Origin of the sequence: Tepidimonas sp. HKU77 (assembly GCF_049728535.1) — a bacterium.
Lineage (GTDB): Bacteria > Pseudomonadota > Gammaproteobacteria > Burkholderiales > Burkholderiaceae_C > Tepidimonas.
The window spans coordinates 1,487,313-1,502,994 of sequence record NZ_CP187300.1; the positions used below are offsets into that span (position 1 = coordinate 1,487,313).

General features: G+C 64.3%; 15 protein-coding genes. 6 read left to right on the plus strand and 9 right to left on the minus strand.

What is annotated here, in order from left to right; all coding sequences use genetic code 11:
• Positions 1-4 precede the first annotated feature (4 nt).
• From ACPP3B_RS07130 to ACPP3B_RS07170, 9 genes are all read right to left on the minus strand, one after another.
• A complete protein-coding gene (locus ACPP3B_RS07130; RefSeq protein ID WP_424858578.1) occupies positions 5-658 on the minus strand; it encodes an aromatic-ring-hydroxylating dioxygenase subunit beta in 654 nt (217 codons plus the stop codon).
• Positions 655-2,001 carry an aromatic ring-hydroxylating oxygenase subunit alpha gene (locus ACPP3B_RS07135; protein ID WP_424858579.1) on the minus strand — a complete coding sequence of 449 codons (1,347 nt, stop codon included), beginning with the start codon at positions 1,999-2,001 and terminating at the stop codon, positions 655-657. The genes ACPP3B_RS07130 and ACPP3B_RS07135 overlap by 4 nt, the downstream gene beginning before the upstream one ends.
• A gap of 36 nt (positions 2,002-2,037) precedes the next feature.
• Entirely contained in the window at positions 2,038-2,799 is a 762-nt protein-coding gene (locus ACPP3B_RS07140; RefSeq protein ID WP_424858580.1) for a type 1 glutamine amidotransferase, read from the minus strand.
• Positions 2,800-2,917: 118 nt separating this feature from the next.
• Positions 2,918-4,396, minus strand: a complete 1,479-nt coding sequence (locus ACPP3B_RS07145; RefSeq protein WP_424858581.1) for a glutamine synthetase family protein — start codon at positions 4,394-4,396, stop codon at positions 2,918-2,920.
• Positions 4,397-4,696: 300 nt separating this feature from the next.
• A complete protein-coding gene (locus ACPP3B_RS07150) occupies positions 4,697-5,134 on the minus strand; it encodes a DUF1284 domain-containing protein (RefSeq protein WP_424858582.1) in 438 nt (145 codons plus the stop codon).
• Positions 5,131-5,676 (minus strand): biotin transporter BioY, encoded by a 546-nt coding sequence (locus tag ACPP3B_RS07155; protein ID WP_424858583.1) that lies wholly within the window; start codon positions 5,674-5,676, stop codon positions 5,131-5,133. The genes ACPP3B_RS07150 and ACPP3B_RS07155 overlap by 4 nt, the downstream gene beginning before the upstream one ends.
• Positions 5,677-5,851: 175 nt before the next feature.
• The gene (locus ACPP3B_RS07160) at positions 5,852-6,841 is read right to left on the minus strand and encodes an IS5 family transposase (protein WP_066708478.1); all 990 of its coding nucleotides are present in this window, start codon (positions 6,839-6,841) and stop codon (positions 5,852-5,854) included.
• A gap of 117 nt (positions 6,842-6,958) precedes the next feature.
• The gene (locus ACPP3B_RS07165; RefSeq protein WP_424858584.1) at positions 6,959-8,341 is read right to left on the minus strand and encodes a heavy metal sensor histidine kinase; all 1,383 of its coding nucleotides are present in this window, start codon (positions 8,339-8,341) and stop codon (positions 6,959-6,961) included.
• Positions 8,342-9,025 carry a heavy metal response regulator transcription factor gene (locus tag ACPP3B_RS07170; protein WP_072756547.1) on the minus strand — a complete coding sequence of 228 codons (684 nt, stop codon included), beginning with the start codon at positions 9,023-9,025 and terminating at the stop codon, positions 8,342-8,344.
• Positions 9,026-9,179: 154 nt separating this feature from the next.
• Between ACPP3B_RS07170 and ACPP3B_RS07175 the strand changes: the two genes are divergently transcribed.
• The 6 genes from ACPP3B_RS07175 to ACPP3B_RS07200 are packed head-to-tail and all read left to right on the plus strand — an operon-like array spanning position 9,180 to position 15,681.
• The gene (locus ACPP3B_RS07175) at positions 9,180-11,039 is read left to right on the plus strand and encodes a copper resistance system multicopper oxidase (protein WP_424858585.1); all 1,860 of its coding nucleotides are present in this window, start codon (positions 9,180-9,182) and stop codon (positions 11,037-11,039) included.
• A 23-nt stretch (positions 11,040-11,062) separates the two neighbouring features.
• Positions 11,063-11,980, plus strand: coding sequence for a copper resistance protein B (locus ACPP3B_RS07180; RefSeq protein WP_408033405.1), 918 nt, complete (start codon positions 11,063-11,065; stop codon positions 11,978-11,980).
• A gap of 54 nt (positions 11,981-12,034) precedes the next feature.
• Complete coding sequence (locus tag ACPP3B_RS07185; RefSeq protein ID WP_424860161.1) at positions 12,035-12,547, plus strand: cupredoxin domain-containing protein; 513 nt, start codon at positions 12,035-12,037, stop codon at positions 12,545-12,547.
• 24 nt (positions 12,548-12,571) lie between these two features.
• Complete coding sequence (locus ACPP3B_RS07190) at positions 12,572-13,054, plus strand: DUF411 domain-containing protein (RefSeq protein ID WP_043702089.1); 483 nt, start codon at positions 12,572-12,574, stop codon at positions 13,052-13,054.
• Positions 13,055-13,073: 19 nt separating this feature from the next.
• Positions 13,074-13,319 carry a DUF2933 domain-containing protein gene (locus tag ACPP3B_RS07195; RefSeq protein WP_062196592.1) on the plus strand — a complete coding sequence of 82 codons (246 nt, stop codon included), beginning with the start codon at positions 13,074-13,076 and terminating at the stop codon, positions 13,317-13,319.
• A 4-nt stretch (positions 13,320-13,323) separates the two neighbouring features.
• Entirely contained in the window at positions 13,324-15,681 is a 2,358-nt protein-coding gene (locus ACPP3B_RS07200) for a heavy metal translocating P-type ATPase (RefSeq protein WP_424858586.1), read from the plus strand.
• Position 15,682 lies beyond the last annotated feature (1 nt).

A 15,682-nucleotide genomic window follows, 5' to 3' on the forward strand; every position in this document is an offset into this window, starting at 1 on the left:
GTTTTCAGAGAAAAAAGGAGTTGTTGCCCTGCGGCTGATCGCAATCGATCAAGTTGACCTGCTTGAGCACGATGCGCAAACCCTCAGGCGTTGCGCGCAGCACGAAACCGTTCCAGCCTGCAAGCAGGCGGCCATGGCCCTCACGCGACTCGGCCAGCAAAAAGCTGCAGCGCGCTCGCCACTCGTCGGTGCGGTCCGGGCTGGGCCAGACCTCCAGGCCGCTGTACTGCCGCGCCGTGCGCGAGGCCGGGACCTGCGAGAACGCAAGGCCCGTGCCCAGCCGCGCGACGCGATCCAGCAGCCGGCGGCGGTCGTGGAATTCCAGCGTGACCGCCTGGCGCGGATCGGCTGCGGGCGCGCTGGCCGGAATCCAGTAGACGCACTCCTCGGCAAACAGCGCCAGCCAGCGCACGTACGCCTCTTGCGCCAGTGCACCCTGATCCAACAGACGCGCCTCGAGCGTCAGCAGCCGGGCAATCTCAGCCTCACGCGCCGCCTCGACGGTGCCGGGCTCGCGCACCGCGGGTGCGGCCAGATCGGCCGATGTCTCCACCAGCCAGTCGTAGAACGAGGGCACGACGTAGAGCGACGGCGGCTGGTGGCGATACGCGCGCGCGCCCTGTGCCGGAATCGCGGTGGAAGGTGCCGTGCTGCTCATGCCAGCCTCCCCTTGTCCATGCGCAGCGTGGGTTCGGCCTTCATCAGGCGCTTCCACTGCGCGTAATAGTTGCGCATGTGCAGATCGGTGGTCACCGGTCCACGGACGATGCCATCCTCGGCCGGCACGTCCCTGCCCGTCTCGTGGTGCCGGCTCATGTCCACCCATTCATCCTCGGGGCTGTTGGTCAGGCCGCGCTGGCATTCCTCGAAGTTGGCCGCATCGTCCATCTCGCCCATCACCGGAAAATCTTCCTGGGTACGCAGGCGCATGGTGTTCACCTGCGCATCGGCGTCGCGGCGTTGCGTCGCGTACCAGTGCACCACCGTGGAGGCGACGGCCAGCGGCTGGATCACCTGCACCTGGTTGCCGATCAAGGCCAGGTTGGGAAAGATGTTGAGGTTCATCCCCGCGCCGACGGTGGTGTCGAGCACGCGCTGCGCCTGCTCGCCATAGGTTGCAGCCACATGGTCTTCATAAGGCTCGCGCCCCGGCTGCGGGCGCTGCTGGCGCCAGGCCGATTCGCCGTGCATCTCCGGGCGCTGGTCGATCACGGTGTGGCCGTTGTCCAGCGCGCTGTTGGTCATCTTGGAGCGATCGGCATCGGCGAAGTAGGCCATGTCGCCGCCGCCATAGCGCGCGTTCGTCATGACCAGCAGCGACTGGTGCGAGAAGGGGACGTGGTAGCCGTCGCCGGCGTTGTCCCAGATCAGCTTCCAGTTGCAGGCCAGGTGAAAGCGCTGCACCCCTGCCAGGCGCAGGTTCGAGGCCCCGCCGTTGTGATCGATCCAGGCGTCGAGGTAGCGCGCCGCGTTGCCGAGGTGGTCCAAGAGCGGTGGCGCGTCGGGGTTCAGCGTGGCAAACACGAAGCCCTTGTACGAATCCACCTGCGCCGGCCGCGCCAGGTGCATGTCGCGGGACTTGAAGGTCGGACCGTAGGCGTTCTTGCCCGGGATGCCGAACAACTGGCCTCGGTTGTCGAAACGCCAGCCGTGGTAGGGGCAGGTGAAGCCGGCGGCGTTGCCCCGATGTTCACGGCAGACACTGGCGCCGCGGTGCGAACAGCGGTTGGAAAAGACGCGGATGACGCCTGCTTCATCACGCGCGACGATGACCTCGCGCACGCCGATCCAGGCTTGCTTGAAATCGTTGGGCTCGGGGATTTCGCTCTCGTGGGCCAGATAGACCCAAGTGGCCGCGAAGATGTTGTTCATCTCGCGGGCGAAGATGGCTTCGTCGGTATAGAGGCGACGATGCACCCGATCTTCCTGGACCAGATCATCCCAGTCGCCCTGGGCGGCGGGCGTCCGTGGAAGGACGGATATCTTGGCGGTGTTTGTCATGGGGGTTTCCTTGTTCCTCTTCGATTGCCTATGGCCTTAGGCCGGCAAGGCCGAAATGTCCTGCGGTGTCGCGGGAAGGCGCCCCGCGTCGAGCAGGCGCCGCCCCAACGCGATCACGCGCTCCGGATACAGGGCCTGCTGCGATTCCTGCTGCACGCGGACCCATTCGTCGTCGTCGAACAACGCACGGTGGTAGGCCATGAACTTCTGCTGCAGGAACTGCCGATCCACTTCCGGGTGCCCCTGGATACCCAGGAACTGCCCATTCACCAGGAAAACTTCGTGCGGGATCGTCTGCGAGGACGCCAGCTGAACGCCGCCCGGCGGCAGGGTGGTCACGCATTCGCCGTGGCTTTGCACCAGCACGGTGGGGCCTGCGCCGACCTGAGGGCCAAACAGCACCTGGGCCTCGTTGCTCCATTCCAGCCGGTCCACACCCAGCTTGAAGCGACCGGACGGATTTCTCCCGACCTGCCCGCCCAATGCGGCCGCGATGGCCTGGGCGCCGAAGCAAAGCCCGACCACCGGCCCCTCGCCACGCTGCGCCGCACCTCGCAGGAACGCCAGCAGGTTGCTCACCAGGGGCGTCTGCGCGTCATCGATCACCGACTTGGGGCTACCGCTGATGACATGCCCTGAATAATCGAATGCCTTCTCGAGAAAATCATTTTCAACAGGCTGGATAATCTCCCATTCTTCATTTTCCCGGCCAAAGGCCGAGATTATTTTTTCCTGCAACTCCAAGTCACCCGATGCATCCGAGCACCATATAACTGCGTACTTCTTCATGGCAGTCATCAGAAAATCTCCCATTCTTCATTTTCCCGGCCAAAGGCCGAGATCATTTTTTCCTGCAAATCCAGGTCGCCCGATGCATCCGAGCACCATATAACTGCGTACTTCTTCATGACAGTCATCAGAAAAGCTCGAAATATTCACGATGCTCCCAGTTGGTAACCGGATCACCCGAGAAATCAACCTGCCCTTCGGCGTCAACAAACCTTTTCCATTCGCTGCGCCGCAAATGCATCCAATAACGGATGAATTCCTCGCCGAATGCCTCACGGAAGAATTTCGAGGTTTCCAGAACATCCAGCGCCTCGGACAGGTTACGAGGCAGGATGGTGACGTCCGCCGCATAGGGTGTTTCCTGCAGCGGCCCCGGATCGAGTTGGCGGCGGATGCCGTCGATCCCGGAAAACACCTGCGACGCGAGGTACAGATAGGGGTTGGCGGCCGGCTCGCCGACGCGGTTCTCCACCCGGCTGGCCGAGTCGCCCGGCGCGGAGATGACACGCACCATCGCGGCGCGGTTGTCCTTGGCCCAGGTCACGCGATCTGGCGCCAGCGAATACGGGCGGCGACGGCGGTAGCCGTTGATCGTCGGCGTGGTGAAGCTCGACGCTGCGCAGGCATGCTCGAGCAGCCCGCCGACGTAGGAGCGCCCCAGCGCCGAGAGCGCCTCGCCCGGCTGCGGAATGAAGGCGTTGGCGCCCGAGTCCCGCGCCGTGAGTGACTGGTGGAGGTGCCAGCCGGAGGCATAAAAGCCTTGGATGGCCGGCTTGCACATGAAGCTCGCGAGATAGCCTCGACGGCGGCAGATCTGCTTGACCGCGTTGCGGAACAGCACCATCGTGTCCGCGACGTCCAGGCCGGGCATGACGTCGAAGGTGGTTTCCATCTGGCTTGGTGCCCACTCGTCCTCGATGCTGCGCAGAGGCATTCCCAGGGCCAGCAGGTGCTGGCGCACCTCGGCCATGATGGGCTCGACCTCGTCCAGGTGGTTCTCCAGCAGGTACGAATACCCTTTGGCCACCGGCATCACCTTGGGAGGCGCCGCAGGCGTTCCGGGGCCGCCAAGGGTTTCGGGCTCCAGGCAGGGATCGACGATGCGCGTCAGATACCACTCGACCTCGAGGCCGGCCTGGTAGTCGTAGCCCAGGTCCTGCATCTCGGTCAGCGCCTTTTTCAGGATGGCGCGCGGACTCAACGCGAACGGGCGCCCACTGGTCATGTAAAGGTCGGCCAGCATCCAGCCGGTGCGATCCGCCCAGGGCAGGATGCGAAACGTGGTGGGGTCCGGGACCATCACGACGTTCGGGCTGCCGGCCAGTTCGGCGCTGCCGAGGCCCCCGTCGGCAGAGAAAGGGTTGAATACGATGGCGCTGGCTGTATCGAAAAAGAACGGCGCCATCGTGATCTCCGAGCCGCTGGCGAATGCCGACTTGAGCGCGGCGACCGACAGCATTTTTCCGCGCAGCAGGCCATATTGATCCGGCCAGGACAGGCGCACCATCTGCAGGCCCGCCTTTTCGATCTGTTGCAATACCTCGGCTGCCGCTGCCTTTTGGGCATCAGACCATAGTCCATGCAATTCAATGAATTTCTTGCTCATTTTGTCTCCTGGGTTTTATTCCGGCATCCAATGCCGGGACAAGCGCTTCATCCAGTGGGAATACCGAACACCTCACTTGCCTGTCGACTATTATTCTAGGTCAAAAACAGAGCGTAAATACCAAAACTGCGACTTTGATTCGCAATATTGCAACTGCTGCAGCGCAGCAATGGTGCGGGCGGCCTCGAAACAGACCGCCTGGTTCTGGAGGTGAGCGGGGTGGCGCGGGCCCCGGGAACGTGGCCACGACCGCTTCATGCCCGCTCAGGCGAGTGCCGGCAGGGATTCAAAAACGGGCAGCTATGTTGAAAGCCGCTGGTGCAGCCGCGCCCCGGCATAGTCGCTCGCGGCCACATGGGTGCACATCGCGTGCCAGGGGCAATCGGTGCAGGCGCCGCGGATGGCGCCCTGGGCAAAGGCGCAGCGCATGCGCGCGACCCGCGCCGCATCCAGCACCAGGCGGCTGCCGCTGGCAATGTCTCCCAGCAAAGGGGCCAGGTCCCGCAGCGCGCGCCGGTCGCGCTCCTGCACGCTCATGCCGTGGCAGTGGGCGCAATCCCCCTCTTCTGCGCACAGCGGCGCGCAGAGGGTATCTGGCCCTGATACCAGTTCAAGCCCCTCGCGCTTGTCCAGCCTGCGGACAACGCTATCGAAATTGCGAACGAACGCCGGGCTGTAGCCCTTGCCCGAATAGGTCAGCACGCACAGCAGATGGTGCGCGCGCAGGGTGATGGTCACGCGCCGCGGCGGCGCACCCCGTGCCACAGCGCCAGCGTGGCGGCGCCCAGAGCGGACTTGAGCACATCACCCAGCAGGAAGGGCAGCACGCCGAACTGCCAGCCCTTGTCCATGCCGATCAGCATGCCCAGCCAGGTGCCGCCCGCCAGCAGGATCAGCGTGGTGCACAGGAACATCGCCAGGAAGGCGCGCACCGGTTTTGCACCATCCCAGCCACGGGCGGCCAGCCAGCCCATGAGCATCGCGCCCAGCGGAAAGGCGAACAGATACCCCGCCGTCTTGCCCATGAAGGGCGCCAGTCCCCCGGCGCCGCCGGCCAGCACCGGCAGGCCCGCCAGCGCCTCCATCAGCCAGGCCAGCACCGTGATGCCGCCCAGGCGCCAGCCGTAGAGCGCGCCGATCATCAGCACCGCCAAGGTCTGCATCGACACCGGCACCGGCTGCAGCGGGATGCTGATGTACGACGACGCGGTCAGCACCGCCGTGCCGCCCAGCACCATCAAAACCTGGCGCGCCAGCGAAGGGGAGCGGGACGAAGGCAAGGCTAGGGAACCTCTGCACTACCCCGCCCACTCGTTCGTGGCGACGAGTTCAGGGTCAATATCGTTTCGTAGGATGGGATCGAAACAGATGCTGAACGGTTCTTGGGCTCCAGCAAGCCCCTTCGTGGGCCCTCTGCAGCCTCATCCGGCCCCAGTGAGCCCACTGCGGGCGCACTTATCCCGTCGCAGCCAGCAAGGCTTTGCGCGCCAGCCACAGATTGACCAGCGCAAACAGGACGTTGAGCTGCGCGCCGTTCTTGGCCAAGCCTCGATAGGGCGTCTTGCGGTAGCCAAACTGGCATTTGAGTACCCGAAACGGATGCTCACCCTTGGCACGAATGCGCGCCTTGGTGCGTTCCAAGGCATCCATCACCTGGCCAAGAAAAGTGCGCTTGTCCAATGCCCGGCGCTTGCCCGGCCGCATGGCCACGTGCCAAGCGACTTGCTTGCCCTGGTTTTCCGCTCGCTTGTCCACTCCCTGATAGCCCGCATCGGCAAAGACGTCGGTCTCTTGCCCGTGCAAGAGCCGATGCGCCTGCGTCACATCCGAGACGTTGGCAGCGGTGGCCACCACCGTGTGTACCAGCCCTGTCTCGGCGTCGACCCCAACGTGCGCTTTCATGCCGAAGTACCACTGGTTGCCCTTCTTCGTCTGGTGCATCTCAGGGTCGCGCTCACGGCGGGCGTTCTTGGTCGAGCTGGGAGCAGCAATGAGCGTGGCATCCACGATGGTGCCGCTCTTGAGCATGAGGCCACGCTCGGTCAGGATGCGATTGACCGTCTCGAGGATACGCTGGCTCAGGCCGTGTTGCTCCAGCAGGTGGCGAAAGCGCAGGATGGTGCTCTCATCCGGCACGACATCCACCCCCAGGTCCAGACCAACAAAGCTCGCCAGCAGCGGCGTGTCGTACAAGGCTTCCTCCACCGCCGGGTCCGACAGACCAAACCACTGCTGCAAAAAATGAATCCTCAGCAGCTTCTCTACCGCAAAGGGTGGCCGCCCACCCTTGGGACCCGCCTTCGGCGCATACGGCTCGATGAGTGCGACCAACTCTGCCCACGGCACCACACGGTCCATCTGCTCCAAAAACGCACGCTTGCGGGTGCGCTTGGCGCGCAGCTCAAAGCCCGTATACATCGGCGCCTCCAGACTCATCTGCTTCATGTCGCTATTGTCCCATCCCGGCAGTCTGGCAGGAAGGTTTTGCAGACCTTCCTTAGGGAGGTTTCGAGAAGTGCCCCAAAGGCACTTGGGCTGGCTCGCCCCAACTGCTTCACCTCATCAGGTTCCGCCTGGGAACTCCAGGCAGAACCGGGTCCTGCCCTGCGCGGACGTCACGCTGATCGATCCTCCATGGGTTTGCATAATGGCGCGGGTAATCGCCAATCCCAGCCCTGCGCCGTCGGTTTCCGGATGTGACCGCGATGGGTCAGCACGGTAAAACCGATCGAACAGGCGCGGCAAGATCTTCGGCTCGATGTCCTCGCCGGTGTTCTCGACGCTCACCCGGGTGGCTTGGGAAGACTGGCTGATCTCGATCGTGACCTCGCCATGTGGCGGGGTGTGGCGCAGCGCGTTCGAAAGCAGATTGCTCAGGGCACGGCGGAACATCAAGCGATCACCGACGATCTCGCCCTCACCACGCTGAGCCAGTCTGACGCCCTTCTCCTCGGCGACCGCCTCATAGAACTCGATCAGGGCGTGCGTTTCCTCGGCTGCCGAGAAACGTTCCCGGTTCGGCAGCATCATCCCGCGTTCGGCCTTGGCCAGGAACAGCATATCGGACACCATGCGGCCCAGACACTGCAGTTCCTCGGCATTGGAAGCCAGGATCTCCCGGTAGGTATCGGCATCCCGCCGGGTAGCCAACGCGACCTGGGTCTGGGTCAGCAGGTTGCTCAGGGGGGTGCGCAGCTCATGCGCCAGATTCGACGAGAACTCCGACAGTCGCGTGAACGCGTCTTCCAGCCGGTCCAGCATCTTGTTGAGTTCGTGAGCCAGATCGGCCATTTCGATGGGTACCGCCTCGACGGGCATGCGCTGGTGCAGCCGCTGGCTCGTGAGCGTGGTGGCTCTGGATTTCATGGCACGCAATGGCGCCAGCCCCTTGTACGCGGCAAACCAGCTCAGCAAGCCACAGATGACGATCGTCACGACGGCATAGGTCATCAGGGTGCGCCGCAACTCCAGCATGAACCGTGTGTGATGCGCCGTGTCCATGGCAACGAGGATGTCCAGCCGCGTCGTTGCGTCATAGGCTGGAATAACCCGGACAAGCATCCCGCGAAACGCCTGCCCTTCGTCGGCCCAATTCTTCAGCGCGTCGTTGCCGTTGCCTTCATCCGCCGGTGACAGTTCGCGCGGGAGGCGAAATCCTTCGGACTGGAAGAGCGTTTCACCTTTCGAATCGTGGACGCTGACGTACAGCCCGTGATGGTGGCTCAATGCCTCACGCAGCAGCCACTTGGCGTCCTCGGTCGAATTGGATCGCGCCAAAATATCCTCGATCAGGTGCTGCTTGTCCTGCAGCGCCATGTGATCCAGCTCGATGAAATGCCGCTCGGATGCAGCGATGACCAACAAGGCCAATCCAAACACCACAGCCCCAGCCGCCAACGTAAAGAAGAGGGTGAGCCGGGTCGTCAGTGACAGGGAGCGAAACATTCAGCGCTCCTCCGGTGCTTCCAATACGTAACCCATGCCACGTACGGTGTGGATCAGCTTGACCTCATGACCCTCATCAATCTTCGCGCGCAAGCGCCGGATGGCCACCTCGATCACATTGGTGTCGCTGTCGAAATTCATATCCCAGACCTGCGAGGCGATCAGCGAGCGGGGCAGAACCTCGCCATGACGGCGCATCAGCAGTTCCAGCAAGCCGAACTCTTTGGCCGTCAGGCTGATTCGTCGCCCGCCGCGTGAAACGCGTCGGCGCAGCAGGTCCAGTTCGAGATCGGCCACGCGCAGCACGGTGCTCTCGTTGCCACTGCGCCCCCGGCGCAGGATCGTGCGCACGCGGGCCAGCAATTCGGCAAAGGAGAAAGGCTTGACCAGATAGTCGTCCGCACCGAGTTCAAGGCCTTTGACCCGGTCTTCCACCTGATCGCGTGCGGTCAGGAACAGCACCGGCATCTGCAGGCCGCGATGGCGCAAGGACTGCAGTACCTGCCAGCCGTCGAGGCCGGGCAGCATCACATCCAGGATGACCAGGTCGTACTCGCCCTGCAAGGCCAGGTGCAGACCGTCGGCGCCGTCTTGCGCCAGATCGACCACGAAACCCGCTTCGCTCAAGCCTTGACGCAGGTAGTCGCCCGTTTTGGGCTCATCTTCAACGATCAGTATCTTCATGAGGGTGCTCGGCCATATCGAATAGCCGCTAGTGTGACGATTTTGGGTGCACCTGACATGAAGATAACAAAAATGTAATCTGACGAACAGCATCCTGACAGGTTGGCTCCATAGCATCTCACCCACGACTTCAGTAACTCATCGCGAGAAGCCCATGTCATCTTTGAGTCCGTTTCATTTGCCATTGCCGTTGATGCCCTCGCGGCGGCGTTTCGTGCGCGGCTTGGTCGCCGGCGGCGTGATGGTCGGCCTGTCACCCTGGGTGCGTGCTGCGGCGCAGGGGCTGGCCGACACGCGCACGGGTGCGGCGCCCGTGCTCAGCGGCACGAACATCGACCTGGTGGTTGCCGAGTCGCCGGTCAACTTCACCGGCAGGCCAAGGATGGCGACCACCATCAACGGCTCCATCCCGGCGCCAACGCTCAAACTTCGGGAAGGCGACACGGTCACCATCCGCGTCACCAACCGCCTGCGCGAGGCCACCTCGATCCACTGGCACGGGATCATCCTGCCCTACCAGATGGACGGGGTGCCTGGGGTCAGTTTCCCGGGCATCGCCCCTGGCGAAACCTTCACCTACCAGTTTCGCCTCGAACAAACCGGCACCTACTGGTATCACTCGCACTCCGGCACGCAGGAGCAGACCGGCATGTACGGGGCCTTGATCGTCGAGCCGCGTGAGGCAGACCCCATCCGCGCCGACCGCGACCATGTCGTGCTGCTGTCCGACTGGACCGACGAAGACCCCATGCGGGTGCTCGCCAAGCTCAAGGCGCAAAGCGACTACTACAACTTCAATCAGCCGACGGCCATCGACTTTTTTCGCGACGTCGCCGAGATGGGGCTTTCTCGTGCACTCGACAAGCGTGCGATGTGGAACCAGATGCGGATGAACCCGACCGATCTCGCCGATCTCTCGGGGGCGACATTGACCTACCTGATGAACGGCGTCACCCCTGCCGGCAATTGGACTGGCCTGTTCCGGCCGGGCGAGCGCGTGCGTCTGCGGTTCATCAACGGCGCGGCCAACACCTTCTACGACGTGCGCATCCCGGGGCTCAAGATGACGGTGGTGCAAAGCGACGGGCAGAACGTCGAGCCCGTCACCGTCGATGAGTTCCGCTTCGGGCCGGGCGAGACCTACGACGTGATCGTCACGCCCCGAGAGGACGCCTACACGATCTTCGCGCAATCGATGGATCGAACCGGCTTCGCCCGCGGCACGCTCGCGGTGCGCGAGGGCTTGAACGCCGCCGTGCCTGCTCTCGATCCCGTCGAATGGCTCACCATGGCCGACATGATGGGCGCGATGGACCACGGCGCGATGGGGCATGGCGGCTCGGCCATGGGCGCGATGGACCACGGCGCGATGGGCCACGACATGCCGGGCATGAAGCACGACATGTCCGGCATGAACCATGGCGCGATGGCCATGGATCACGGCCAGCACGCGATGCATGGCATGACAGGCGGCGCGATGGCCAAGCCCAGCGCCACGGTCCGTCACGCACGCACGGAATACGGCCCAAGCACGGATATGCGGGTGGACATGCCGCGCACCAATCTTGACGATCCGGGCATTGGCCTGCGCAACAACGGCCGGCGCGTGCTGACGCTGGCCGACCTCAAAACGATCGGCGGCCCTCTCGATCCTCGCGGGGCCGAGCGCGAGATCGAGCTGCACCTCACCGGCAACATGGAGCGCTATACCTGGTCGCTCGACGGCCTCGAGTTCGGCAAGAGCACGCCGGTGCATCTGAAGTACGGCGAGCGGGTGCGCGTCATCCTGCACAACGACACGATGATGACGCACCCGATGCATTTGCATGGGCTGTGGAGCGAGGTGGAAACGCCCGACGGGCAGTTCCTGGTGCGTCGCCACACCGTCCCGGTTCAACCCGCGCAGCGCGTCAGCTTCCTCGTGACCGCCGACGCCCTGGGTCGCTGGGCCTGGCACTGCCACCTGATGTTGCACATGGACATGGGCATGTTCCGCGTGGTGGTCGTGTCATGAAACTCATCCCAAGTAGATTCGCCATGAAACCCTGCTCTCTCTTCACTGCGGCGCTGGTGCTGCTCGGTGCGGCGCCCGTCTGGGCGCAAACAACGATGGAAGGCGGCGCCCATGCCGCGCACTCGGGCGCGGCTGCCGCCCCAACGCGCGCCCCATCGTCCGCGAACGCCACCATGGACCACGGCAGCATGCGCATGCAAGGCGGCCCCGCCCCCGCCGATGCCCGCGATCCGCACGCGTATGCCAATGGCTTGACCTTGGAGTCGGGCCCGTACGCATTTCCTGGGCCACGGCAACTGCGGCTGTCCGATGAACATGCGTTCGGCAGCGTGCTCCTCGATCGCCTGGAGCGCGTCGACACGAAGGACGGCAACGCCACCGCCTATGAGGCGCAAGCCTGGTTCGGCGGCACCTACGACCGCCTGGTCCTCAAGGCCGAGGGTGACGTCGCCAAAGGCAAACTGGAGGAGGCACGCACGGAGGTCCTGTGGGGCCATGCGATCGCCTCGTACTGGGACACCCAACTCGGGGTGCGGCTGGACAGCGGCACGGGGCCTGACCGGACTTGGCTCGCTGTGGGCATCCAAGGGCTCGCCCCGTACTGGTTCGACGTCGATGCCACCGCCTACGTCGGCAGCTCGGGACGCACGGCACTGCGCCTGTCGGGCGAGTACGAACTCCTGCTCACCCAGCGCCTGATTCTGCAGCCCCGCATGGAAGTCAATCTGTATGGCCGGCGCGATGAAGCGCGTGGCCTGGGCAGCGGGCTGGCCGATGCCACCATAGGGCTGCGCCTGCGTTACGAATTCTCGCGCCAGTTCGCGCCCTACGTCGGCGTCGAATGGGCTCGCAAGTTCGGACAGACCGCCGATTTTGCGCGCGCCGAAGGACAGCGTACCCGGGAAACGCGTTATGTGGCGGGTGTGCGGCTGTGGTTCTAGAAGCCGCCACGCGCAACTCCGATCTTATTCACCAACCCTAAGGAGAAACCGATGATGAAGAAAACCTTGAGCGTTTTGGCGCTGAGCGCGTTGCCTGTGTTGGCGCTGGCCGCCGGCAATCATCAGGGCGGCCATGGCATGGCCGGGCACGACATGCAAGGCATGCACGGTTCGATGCACGGTGGCGCATCACACTCCAACGTCGGCAAACCAGGCGATCCCGCCAAGGTCGACCGCACCATCGAGGTGGTCATGGACGACTCGATGCGGTTCACGCCCGCCACCATCACGGTCAAAAAGGGCGAGACGATCCGCTTCTTTGTCAAAAACGCGGGCAAGGTGCCGCATGAAATGGTGGTCGGCTCCTTGCAGGAGCTCAAAGAACACGCTGAGATGATGCGCAAGATGCCGCACATGCAGCATGCCGAGCCGAACATGGTGACGCTGCAGCCCGGCCAGCGCGGCGGGCTGGTTTGGCAGTTCGATCGGCCCGGTACGGTGGACTTCGCCTGCCTCATCCCCGGCCATATGGAAGCGGGCATGGTGGGCAAGATCGTCGTCGAATAAGCAGCGTCACCGGGGGTCCTTGTCATGCACCAAACCGTTGATCAACCGTTCCCCCGGCGGCGCAGGCTGCTGCTGGCGGTGCTTGCGCTGAGTCTTCCCTCCCTGGCACCAGCCGCCGCACCGCAGACGCTTGCCGTGCAGGTGTGGAAGGACCCGAACTGTGGGTGTTGCAAGGACTGGATTGCCCACCTGGAGAAAAGCGGATTCCGCGTGAATGCCGTCGACCAGGGCAACGGCGCGGCCCGCGCTCGCCTCGGGATGCCGCAGAAATTCGGTTCCTGCCATACGGCCCTGATCCAGGGCTATGTGATCGAAGGCCACGTACCCGCCACGGACATCCAGCGGCTGCTCAAGGAAAAGCCCCAAGCCCTGGGCTTGGCGGTGCCGGGCATGCCCATTGGTTCACCCGGCATGGACGGGCCGGTGTATGGCGGCCGACGTGATGCCTACCAGGTCTTGCTGGTTGGGAAAGACGGGTCGGCACAAGTGTTCAGTTCCCATCCATGAAGAAACCCCTCACCCGGCGATGAGCGCGACGCATCATGATCACCACCCCGACACGCGTGGCTCGTCCGGCCTGAGCCGGCGTGTCAGGATCGCGTTGCTGATGGTGGCCCTCATCGGCGGCTTCTACCTGCTGCGCGAGCACTGGAGCCATGTCGCAGGCAATTGGGTGTACCTGTTGCTGCTAGCGTGCCCGCTGATGCACCTGCTGCATGGCCACGGCAGGCATGGCGCACTGCCCGACAACCGCCCCGACAAAGAGGCCTGAAGCCATGGACCTGCGATCTGCGCACGACCACCGCCGACACACCCACGACCACCCGAGCGCACAGCAGCGGGCCGAAGGTCTGAAGGACCCTGTCTGCGGCATGGACGTGACCGCGCAGTCCGAGCACCACGTCGAGCACGCAGGCCGACTCTTTTACTTCTGCAGCGCCAAGTGCCGGGCGAAGTTCGTCGCCGAGCCGGCGCGCTATGCCTACAGCGGCCATGAGCCTTCGTCTGTCGAAGCGCCGGCGCTGGCCGCAGGAACCATCTACACCTGCCCCATGCACCCCGAGATCCGGCAGGATCACCCCGGCTATTGTCCGAAGTGCGGCATGGCGCTGGAGCCGGTGCTGCCCGATCTCCAAGAAGAAGAGAGTCCCGAGCTGCGCGATTTCCAGCGCCGCTTCTGGTACACCCTGCCGCTGACCGTCATGGTCACTGTGCTGGCCATGTTCGGCCACCAGTTGCATTGGTTCGAGGCGCGCACACAGACCTGGATCGAACTCGTTTTGTCCCTGCCCATCGTCCTGTGGGCGGGCTGGCCGTTCTTCGTGCGCGGCTGGCAGTCCGTGGTCCATCGCAGCCCGAACATGTGGACCCTGATCGGGCTGGGCACCGGGGCGGCGTTCGTCTACAGCGTGGCGGCGACCGTGGCCCCACAACTGTTCCCGGACTCGTTCGTGTCCATGGGACGGGTCGCGGTGTACTTCGAGGCGGCGGCGGTGATCATTTCCCTGACCCTGCTGGGGCAGGTACTGGAACTCAAGGCGCGTTCGCAGACCTCGGCCGCCATCAAGTCCTTGCTCGGACTGGCCCCCAAGACCGCCCGGCGCCTTCGCGACGATGGCACGGAAGAGGACGTGCCCCTGACGCACATCCATGTCGGCGATCGGCTGCGCATTCGACCCGGCGAAAAGGTTCCGGTAGATGGTACGGTAATCGAGGGCAGCAGCGCTGTGGACGAATCGATGCTGACGGGGGAGTCCCTGCCCGTGACCAAGCGGGTGGGCGACAAGGTCATCGGTGCGACGCTCAATACCAGTGGCGCGCTCGTCATGGTCGCCGAACGTGTCGGCTCGGCGACCATGCTGTCCCAGATTGTGCAGATGGTGGCGCAGGCGCAGCGGTCCAAGGCGCCGATGCAGCGCATGGCCGATGTCGTGGCGGGCTATTTCGTGGTCGCGACGGTGTCCATCGCCGTGCTGACCTTTTTTGCCTGGGGCCTGTTCGGGCCGGAACCGCGTTGGGTTTTTGGCCTCATCAACGCCGTGGCTGTGCTGATCATCGCCTGCCCCTGCGCGCTGGGCTTGGCCACGCCCATGTCGATCATGGTGGCGACCGGGCGAGGGGCTACGCAGGGGGTGCTGTTTCGCGATGCCGCCGCGATCGAGAAAATGCGCCAGGTCGATACCCTGATCGTCGACAAGACCGGCACATTGACCGAGGGCCGGCCGCGCTATCAGACGACGATCGCAGCCGAAGGCTTCACCGCCGGCGAAGCCTTGCGACTGGCTGCCAGCCTCGACCAGGGCAGCGAGCACCCGCTGGCGGAAGCCATCGTCACGGCCGCGCGCGAGCAGGGCCTGGTGCTCTCACGCGCCGAGGAGTTCGACTCGCACTCAGGCATCGGCGTGCGCGGGCGCGTCGATGGACATGCCGTGGCACTGGGCAACACCGCGCTGATGGAACAGCTCGGTGTGGACGTGCGGCCATTGGCCGAGCGGGCGGAGGCGCTGCGCACCGAGGGGGCCAGCGTCATGTATCTGGCCGTCGATGGCGTGCTCGCCGCAGTCCTGGCCGTCGCCGACCCGGTGAAGAAGACCACACCGCAAGCGCTGGCGTCGCTGCGCGCGGAGGGCTTGCGCATCGTCATGGCCACGGGCGACGGTCTGACCACGGCCAAGGCCGTGGCGGCGCGCTTGGGCATCGATGAGGTGCATGGCGAGGTCAAGCCCGCCGACAAACTGCAACTGGTGGAGCGGCTGCAGCGCGAGGGGCGTATCGTTGCGATGGCTGGTGACGGCATCAATGATGCCCCGGCCTTGGCAAAGGCCGACGTCGGTATCGCCATGGGCACCGGCACCGACGTGGCGATGAACAGCGCACAGATCACGCTCGTCAAGGGTGACCTGCGCGGTATTGCGGTGGCGCGCGCCTTGTCAGTGGCCACGGTCCGCAACATGAAGCAGAACCTGATGTTCGCCTTTCTCTACAACGCACTGGGCATTCCCATTGCGGCCGGCGTGCTGTATCCGCTCACCGGTTGGCTGCTTTCACCGTTGATCGCCGCCCTGGCGATGAGTTTGAGCTCCGCATCGGTGATCGGCAATGCGCTGCGTTTGCGTGGCGTCCGTCTTGTCTGAA

Excerpts from the sequence above, each read along its gene's own strand:
- ACPP3B_RS07135 (WP_424858579.1), bottom strand. The coding sequence starts at position 2,001 with ATGACAAACACCGCCAAGATATCCGTCCTTCCACGGACGCCCGCCGCC.
- ACPP3B_RS07200 (WP_424858586.1), top strand. The coding sequence starts at position 13,324 with ATGGACCTGCGATCTGCGCACGACCACCGCCGACACACCCACGACCAC.
- ACPP3B_RS07145 (WP_424858581.1), bottom strand. The coding sequence starts at position 4,396 with ATGAGCAAGAAATTCATTGAATTGCATGGACTATGGTCTGATGCCCAA.
- ACPP3B_RS07165 (WP_424858584.1), bottom strand. The coding sequence starts at position 8,341 with ATGTTTCGCTCCCTGTCACTGACGACCCGGCTCACCCTCTTCTTTACG.
- ACPP3B_RS07170 (WP_072756547.1), bottom strand. The coding sequence starts at position 9,025 with ATGAAGATACTGATCGTTGAAGATGAGCCCAAAACGGGCGACTACCTG.
- ACPP3B_RS07160 (WP_066708478.1), bottom strand. The coding sequence starts at position 6,841 with ATGAAGCAGATGAGTCTGGAGGCGCCGATGTATACGGGCTTTGAGCTG.
- ACPP3B_RS07175 (WP_424858585.1), top strand. The coding sequence starts at position 9,180 with ATGTCATCTTTGAGTCCGTTTCATTTGCCATTGCCGTTGATGCCCTCG.
- ACPP3B_RS07195 (WP_062196592.1), top strand. The coding sequence starts at position 13,074 with ATGAGCGCGACGCATCATGATCACCACCCCGACACGCGTGGCTCGTCC.
- ACPP3B_RS07130 (WP_424858578.1), bottom strand. The coding sequence starts at position 658 with ATGAGCAGCACGGCACCTTCCACCGCGATTCCGGCACAGGGCGCGCGC.
- ACPP3B_RS07140 (WP_424858580.1), bottom strand. The coding sequence starts at position 2,799 with ATGACTGCCATGAAGAAGTACGCAGTTATATGGTGCTCGGATGCATCG.
- ACPP3B_RS07185 (WP_424860161.1), top strand. The coding sequence starts at position 12,035 with ATGAAGAAAACCTTGAGCGTTTTGGCGCTGAGCGCGTTGCCTGTGTTG.
- ACPP3B_RS07190 (WP_043702089.1), top strand. The coding sequence starts at position 12,572 with ATGCACCAAACCGTTGATCAACCGTTCCCCCGGCGGCGCAGGCTGCTG.
- ACPP3B_RS07180 (WP_408033405.1), top strand. The coding sequence starts at position 11,063 with ATGAAACCCTGCTCTCTCTTCACTGCGGCGCTGGTGCTGCTCGGTGCG.